At 68.9% G+C, this 6,855-nt stretch carries 5 protein-coding genes and 1 pseudogene; all 6 read right to left on the bottom strand.

Going from position 1 to position 6,855, the window contains the following annotated elements; translation table 11 throughout:
* On the bottom strand, positions 1–1,030 hold a 1,030-nt coding region (gene proS / locus JOZ00_RS11745; protein WP_293343951.1), incomplete at its 3' end, for a proline--tRNA ligase.
* A gap of 116 nt (positions 1,031–1,146) precedes the next feature.
* Positions 1,147–2,754 carry an MFS transporter gene (locus JOZ00_RS11740; protein ID WP_293343949.1) on the bottom strand — a complete coding sequence of 536 codons (1,608 nt, stop codon included), beginning with the start codon at positions 2,752–2,754 and terminating at the stop codon, positions 1,147–1,149.
* A 22-nt stretch (positions 2,755–2,776) separates the two neighbouring features.
* Positions 2,777–3,987 (bottom strand): annotated as a pseudogene (cobA, locus tag JOZ00_RS11735) (uroporphyrinogen-III C-methyltransferase).
* A 9-nt stretch (positions 3,988–3,996) separates the two neighbouring features.
* The gene (locus JOZ00_RS11730; RefSeq protein ID WP_293343947.1) at positions 3,997–5,373 is read right to left on the bottom strand and encodes a cobyrinate a,c-diamide synthase; all 1,377 of its coding nucleotides are present in this window, start codon (positions 5,371–5,373) and stop codon (positions 3,997–3,999) included.
* Positions 5,370–5,984, bottom strand: a complete 615-nt coding sequence (gene cobO, locus JOZ00_RS11725) for a cob(I)yrinic acid a,c-diamide adenosyltransferase (protein ID WP_293343945.1) — start codon at positions 5,982–5,984, stop codon at positions 5,370–5,372. Before cobO ends, JOZ00_RS11730 begins: the two co-directional genes overlap by 4 nt.
* A 15-nt stretch (positions 5,985–5,999) precedes the next feature.
* Positions 6,000–6,855, bottom strand: an 856-nt coding sequence (locus JOZ00_RS11720; RefSeq protein ID WP_293343943.1) for a VWA domain-containing protein, incomplete at its 5' end; no start/stop codon positions are given.

The following is a 6,855-nucleotide window of genomic DNA, read 5'->3' as shown; positions in this document are numbered from 1 at the left end:
TGACGAGAAACGGGTATTTGGCGAAGTCGGCGTCGTCGAGCAGTGCGTATTCGGCGGGCTCGAGCGCCGCGCCCAGCCGCTTCTCGTCGACCTCGCGGTCGCCGGGGACGCCGATGGCCAGCAGTTCCCACTCCTCGCCGGGCACCCGGACTTTGAGTAGAACGTTCTTCAGCGTGTCGGCCGCGGTGACGGTGCGACCGAGGTCCGCTGCGTTCGCCCAGTCGACCAGGGTCGCGATCGTCGGGGTGTCGCCGGTGTCGTGGACCTCGGCCTCCGGCAGCCCATCGACGGGGCGCGCCTCGGGGCGTGCGGTGACGACGGCCTCGACGTTGGCCGCGTAGCCGGACTCGAGGCACCGCACGAAGGTGTCCTCGCCGACCGGGCTCTCGGCCAGGAACTCCTCGGATGCGCTGCCGCCCATTGCCCCCGATACTGCGGACACGATGACGTAGCGCACATCGAGCCGGGAGAAGATGCGTTGGTAGGCCTCCCGATGCGCGTGGTAGGCGGCCTTGAGCCCAGCCTCGTCGACGTCGAAGGAGTAGGAGTCCTTCATCAGGAACTCGCGCACGCGCAGGATGCCGGCGCGAGGCCGGGCCTCGTCGCGGTATTTGTTCTGGATCTGGAACAGCAGCAGCGGGAAGTCTTTGTAGGAGCTGTATTCGCCCTTGACCGTCAGGGTGAACAGCTCCTCGTGCGTGGGCCCCAGCAGGTAGTCGTTGCCGCGCCGGTCCTTGAGCCGAAACACGCCGTCGCCGTACTCGGTCCACCGGTTCGTCGTCTCGTACGGTGCGCGGGGAAGCAGGGCCGGGAACAGAATCTCCTGCCCGCCAATCGCGTTCATCTCATCCCGCACGATGCGCTCGACCTTGCGCAGCACGCGCAGTCCGAGCGGCAGCCAGCTGTACAGGCCGGGCGCGACGGGCCGGATGTAGCCCGCGCGGATCAGCAGCTTGTGGCTGGGCACTTCGGCGTCAGCGGGGTCGTCGCGCAGCGTGCGCAAGAACAGCTCGGACATCCGGGTGATCACAGCGGGCAAGCCTAGCGGTGATCGCAAGCGCGGCGAAGCCGGGCGCCGCGGGTCACCGCCATCGAACCTAGCGGTGATCGCAAGCGCGGCGAAGCCGGGCGCTGGAGCGTCGGGAACTACAGCTCCCCGGCGTCGATCGCTTCCTTGACCTCTTGCGCGTGGGCGACCTGGTCGGGGGTGTAGCCGATGAACAGCGCCGCACCGCCGACGACGACGGCCACGCCGGCTATCCACAACAGTCCGTAGGTGTAGCCGTGGTCGAGCGCGTTCAACTGCGCGTCGTTCATGAACTTCACCGGGCCGGTGGTGCCCCCCAGATACAGTGTGCGCGAAGTGATCACCGCCTGGATCACGGCCAGCACCAGCGGACCGCCCAGGCTCTGCAACATCAGCGCGATCGCCGACACCGGACCGATCTGATCGAAACCCACGCCGGCGATCGCCGACAGGGTCAGCGGCACACCGACAATGCCGATGCCAATGCCGCCGATGACGATCGGCATCACCAGGTTGGGGAAGTAGGGCACGCCCCGGTGCATGAACGCAAAGCCGTACAGCATCGCGCCCAGTAGCAGCCAGCCACCACCGATCGTCAACACCCGGGGCGAGAACCGCGACACCAGTTGCGAGGACGCGCCCAGGCCGATGCCCACCCCGATCACGAACGGGATGAATCCGACACCTGCACGCATCGCGCTATAGCCCAAGATGTCCTGCACGTAGAGGCCGATGCACACCGTCAGGCTGAACATGAGTCCACCGGCCAGCAAGACGGCGGCGAAGGTGACCAACCGGTTGCGGTCGCGGAACAAGTCGAACGGCACGACAGGGTTTTCGGCGGTGCGCTCGACGATGATGAAGGCGAGAGCAGCCCCGCAAGCCACCACACCCGAGCCGACGGTGATTAGCGAAACCCAGCCCTTTTCCGGTCCCATCGAGAAGGCGAAGACGGCGGCGGTGCACGCCAACGTCGCCAGCATGGCCCCGGTCGCGTCGAGTTTCATCCGCTCCTTATTGGTCTCGCGCAGGGTGGTACGAGCCAGGTAGATCATCACCAGGCCGATCGGCACGTTCACTAGGAACGCGAGCCGCCAGGAGACCTCGGTCAGCGCTCCACCGACCACCAGGCCCATCACCGAACCGACCGCCGTCATCGCGGCAAACACCGCCGTCGCGAAGTTACGCGCCGGTCCCTTGGGGAACGTGGTCGCGACCAGCGCCAGACCCGTCGGCGAGGCGATGGCGGAACCGACGCCCTGCGACAGCCGCGCGATGACCATCGTCGCCTCGTCCCAGGCGACCGCGCACAGCACCGAGGAGATGGTGAACAGCGCGACACCGACGATGAAGGTGCGCTTGCGCCCGATCGTGTCGCCGAGACGGCCGCCCAGCAGCATCAGGCCACCGAAGGTCAGCACGTAAGCGGTGATCACCCAGCTGCGTCCGGCGTCGGAAAGACTGAGGTCGTTTTGGATCTTGGGAAGCGCGACGATAGCGACGGTGCTGTCCATGGTCGCGAGCAACTGCATGCCACCGATGGCGATGACGGCCGCGATGAAGCGGCGAGAAGGCAACCAGGCCGGATAGTACTTACTAATACGCGTGGGGGGACGTGTCGAGGCGGCCTCCGCCGTGGGCGCTGCGCGCATCGGGGCTGGACGATCGGGGCGCGCGGAAGCAGTCCAATTTTGGGCAGCGCGCTCTGTTTCGTTAAGAGCCGTCATAAAGGGTTACCTTACAGTAATCTTAAGATCCGTTTAAAGCCCGAACGCCGCCACCGCCCCGATCACGATGATCGCGGGAGGTCGAATGCCTTCGGAGCGGATCTTTTCTGGCGTGTCGGCGAGGGTGGCCCGCAAAGTATGTTGTGAAGCCGTCGTTCCGTGCTGAACCACCAACACCGGTGTATCCGCTGGTCGGCCGCCTTTCAGAAGGACCTCGGCGAAAAGCTCGATGCGTTCGACCGCCATCAGCAAAACAATCGTGCCCGACATTGCAGCCAGTGCGTCCCAATTCACTAACGATTCGGGATGCCCCGGCGGGAGATGCCCGCTGACCACCACAAACTCGTGATTTATCGCCCGATGAGTGACCGGAACGCCCGCCAAAGCGGGCACACCTATGGCACTTGTCACACCCGGCACCACCGTCACGGGGATTCCGGCGTCGACGCACGCCAGAACCTCCTCGTAGCCGCGCGCGAACACGAAGGGATCCCCGCCCTTGAGGCGCACCACGAAACTCCCGGCCCGGGCCCGTTCGATCATCACGTCGTTGATCGCGTCCTGGGCCATGGCCCGGCCGTAGGGGATCTTGGCGGCGTCGATGACCTCCACATGGGGGGGCAGTTCGGCGAGCAGCTCAGGTGGCGCGAGCCGGTCGGCGACCACTACGTCGGCCTGGGCGAGCAGGCGACGGCCGCGCACGGTGATCAGTTCCGGGTCGCCGGGGCCGCCGCCGACCAGCGCTACCCCACCGCGCACGACATCGTCGGCGCTCTCGGCCGTGATCACGCCCTGCTGCAGCGCCTCGCGGATGGCCGAGCGGATCGCCGCCGAGCGGCGGTGCTCCCCGCCGGCCAGCACCCCGACCGACAGCCCCGCGTAGCTGAAGGACGCGGGCGTGACCGCCGTCCCCTCGACGGCGATGTCGGCGCGGACACAGAAGATGCGCAGGCGCTCGGCCTCGGCGACGACGGCGGCGTTCACCTCCGGGTCGTCGGTGGCCGCGATCGCGTACCAGGCTCCGTCGAGGTCGCCGTCGCGGTATTCGCGCAAGGACAGGCTGATCCCGCTCATCGCCTCGACCGACCGGGTGGCGCTGCGCGAGATGACGTGCACGTCCGCACCGCTGGCGATGAGCAACGGCAACCGGCGCTGGGCGACGGTGCCCCCACCGACCACGACGACCTTCTTGCCGGCCAACCGCAATCCAACGAGGTAGGCGTCTTCGGTCACCCGGCAAGCCTAGTCAGCGTTTCGGTTATGCCGGTTAGCCGCGTGGGCAACGAAGCGCGCTACCGCGTCGGGCGCCGCGGCCGGATGGGTGTGCAGATACGACGCGTGCACGCCGCCGTGCACGACGCCGTCGCGCACCGAATCGCCGCCATGCACCTGATACATCCACGCGGGCGGGTAGCTGCGATTGAAAGTGACTGCGGTCCGGTGGAATTCGTGCCCGGCCACTCGCTGCCCCACGGAATACAGCGGCGAGTCGGCCACCGCGACGGCGTCGCGGTACGCCAGCGTAAGGCGTGAGGTGAAGCTCGCCGACCCGTCCAGCACGCCGCACATCGGGTGCCCGTCGAGTTCTGCCGCCAGATAGATCAGTCCGGCGCATTCGGCGTGGATCGGCGCGCCGGCGGCGGCCAGTTCGTTGATCTGCCGGCGGACGACCTCGTTGGCCGAGAGCTCCGCGGTGAATTGTTCGGGGAAGCCGCCGGGCAACAGCACCGCGTCCGTGCCGTCGGGCAACGGGTCGGCGAGCGGGTCGAATTCGACGACGTCGGCGCCGGCCGCCCTCAGCAGCTCGGCATGTTCTGTGTAGGCAAAAGTGAATGCCTTACCGGCCGCCATCGCCACGGTGGCGCGCGACGTGGTCTCCCCTACGGCCGCCGCCGGGTCCCACGGCGGGTCCGCCGCCCGGATCGCGCAGGCCGCGACCACGCCCGCGAGGTCGACGTGGCGGGCGACCAGCGCGGTCATCGCGTCGACCGCAAGCTGAGCCCGTCGTCCATACTCCGCAGCGGTGACCAGGCCCAGATACCTTGTCGGCACATCCATTTCGGCGGCGCGCGGGATGGCGCCCAGCACCGGAACACCCGCCTGCTCGCATGCCTGGCGCAGCACGTGCTCGTGCCGTGGGGAGCCGACCCGGTTCAGGATCACGCCGGCGACCCGGGTCGCGGTGTCGAACGTCGAAAAGCCATGCAGCAGTGCGGCGATGCTCTGGCTCTGGCCGCGGGCGTCGACCACCAGCAGTACGGGCGCCCCGAGCAGCGCGGCGACGTGGGCGGTCGAGCCGGCCGCGGGGGTGGTCGAGCCGGGTCCGATCCGCCCGTCGAACAGTCCCATCACCCCCTCGATCACCGCGACGTCGGCGCCCGCCGCGCCGTGGGCGTAGAGGGGACCGATGAGGTGCTCGCCCACCATCACGGGGTCGAGGTTGCGGCCCGGCCGCCCCGCGGCCAGGCCGTGATAGCCGGGGTCGATGAAGTCCGGGCCGACCTTGAAGGGCGCCACCGCATGCCCCGCCCGGCGCAGGGCGCCGATCAAACCCGTTGCCACCGTAGTCTTTCCGCTGCCGGACGCCGGAGCGGCGATGACCACCGCGGGAACACTCACCACTCGATGCCCTTCTGGCCCTTGCGTCCCGCGTCCATCGGGTGCTTGACCTTGGTCATCTCGGTGACGAGGTCGGCGGCGTCGATCAGCCGCTGCGGGGCATCTCGTCCGGTGATGACCACATGCTGGTGGCCGGGCCGCGCCGACAGCACGTCCACCACCTCGTCGACGTCCACCCAGCCCCATTTCAGCGGATAGGTGAACTCGTCCAGCACGTAGAAGTCGTGGCGCTGCGCGGAAAGCCGGCGCGAAATCTCGGCCCAACCGTCGGCCGCCGCCGCCGCGTGGTCGAGTTCGCTGCCCGCCTTGCGCGTCCAGGACCAGCCGGCACCCATCTTGTGCCACTCGACGGGTCCACCTATCTTATGTTGCTCGTGCAACTGTCCGAGTTGAGCGAAGGCCGCCTCCTCGCCAACCTTCCACTTGGCGCTCTTGACGAACTGGAACACCGCGACCGCGAGACCGGCGTTCCAGGCCCGCAACGCCATTCCGAATGCCGCCGTCGACTTTCCCTTGCCGGGTCCGGTGTGCACCGCCAGCACCGGCGTGTTGCGGCGGGCCCGGGTGGTGAGACCGTCTTCGGGTACTTGAGCCGGAACTCCCTGCGGCATAACCGGTTACCTCACTCAGGCGACGTCGCGCACCGCGCGCGTCAGCGAATCGGCATGCAACTGCTCGAGCCGCACCGCGGGGGCACCGAGATGGCGCGCCAGCTGCTCAGCCAATCCCAATCGCACATACGACGTTTCGCAGTCCACGACGACGGCGGCGGCACCCTCGGCTACCAGCCGCGCCGCAGCGATCCGGCTGCGGCGCAGCGGATCCAGCCCGGCGGTGGCCCGACCGTCGGTGAGCACCATCACCAGGGCACGCCGGGCGCGGTCGCGGGCCTTCTCCCGGACGATCAACTCACGCGCGGCGAGCAGGCCCTCGGCCAGCGGAGTCCTGCCGCCCGTGTCGAACCGGGCCAGCCGCCGGCCGGCGATGTGGGCCGACGAGGTCGGCGGCAGCAACAGCCGCGCCTCGTGCTGGCGGAACGTGATGACGGCGACCTTGTCGCGGCGCTGATAAGCGTCGCGCAGCAGCGACAGCGTGGCGCCGCTGACCGCGGCCATCCGATCCCGCGCGGCCATCGACCCCGAGGCGTCCACGACGAAGATCACCAGGTTGCCCTCGCGTCCCTCGCGGATGGCGCGCCGCACGTCGTCGGGTCCCGGTCGCAACGGTCCGGCCCCCGCGCGCTCGGCCGCCGACAGCAGGGTGGCGAACAGGTGCAAACCGCGCGCGCCGGGACTCGTGTCGCCGGCGTCGGCGGCCCCGATCACGCTGCCGGTAGTGTTGCGGGCCCGCGACCGTCGCCCCGGTGCACCTTCGCCGACGCCGGGCACCCGCAACGCGCGGGCGCGGAAGGTCTTCGACGGCGGCGCGCTGGGTTTCGGCTGCTGTGGGCGGGGCTGGCCGGAGGCCGACTGCGAATCCTGT

The sequence above is a fragment of the Mycobacterium sp. genome (genome assembly GCF_019243155.1).
In the GTDB taxonomy this organism is placed as follows: Bacteria; Actinomycetota; Actinomycetes; order Mycobacteriales; family Mycobacteriaceae; genus Mycobacterium.
Note: the sequence above shows the minus strand (reverse complement) of the source record. Positions and strands in the feature narration are given on the sequence as shown.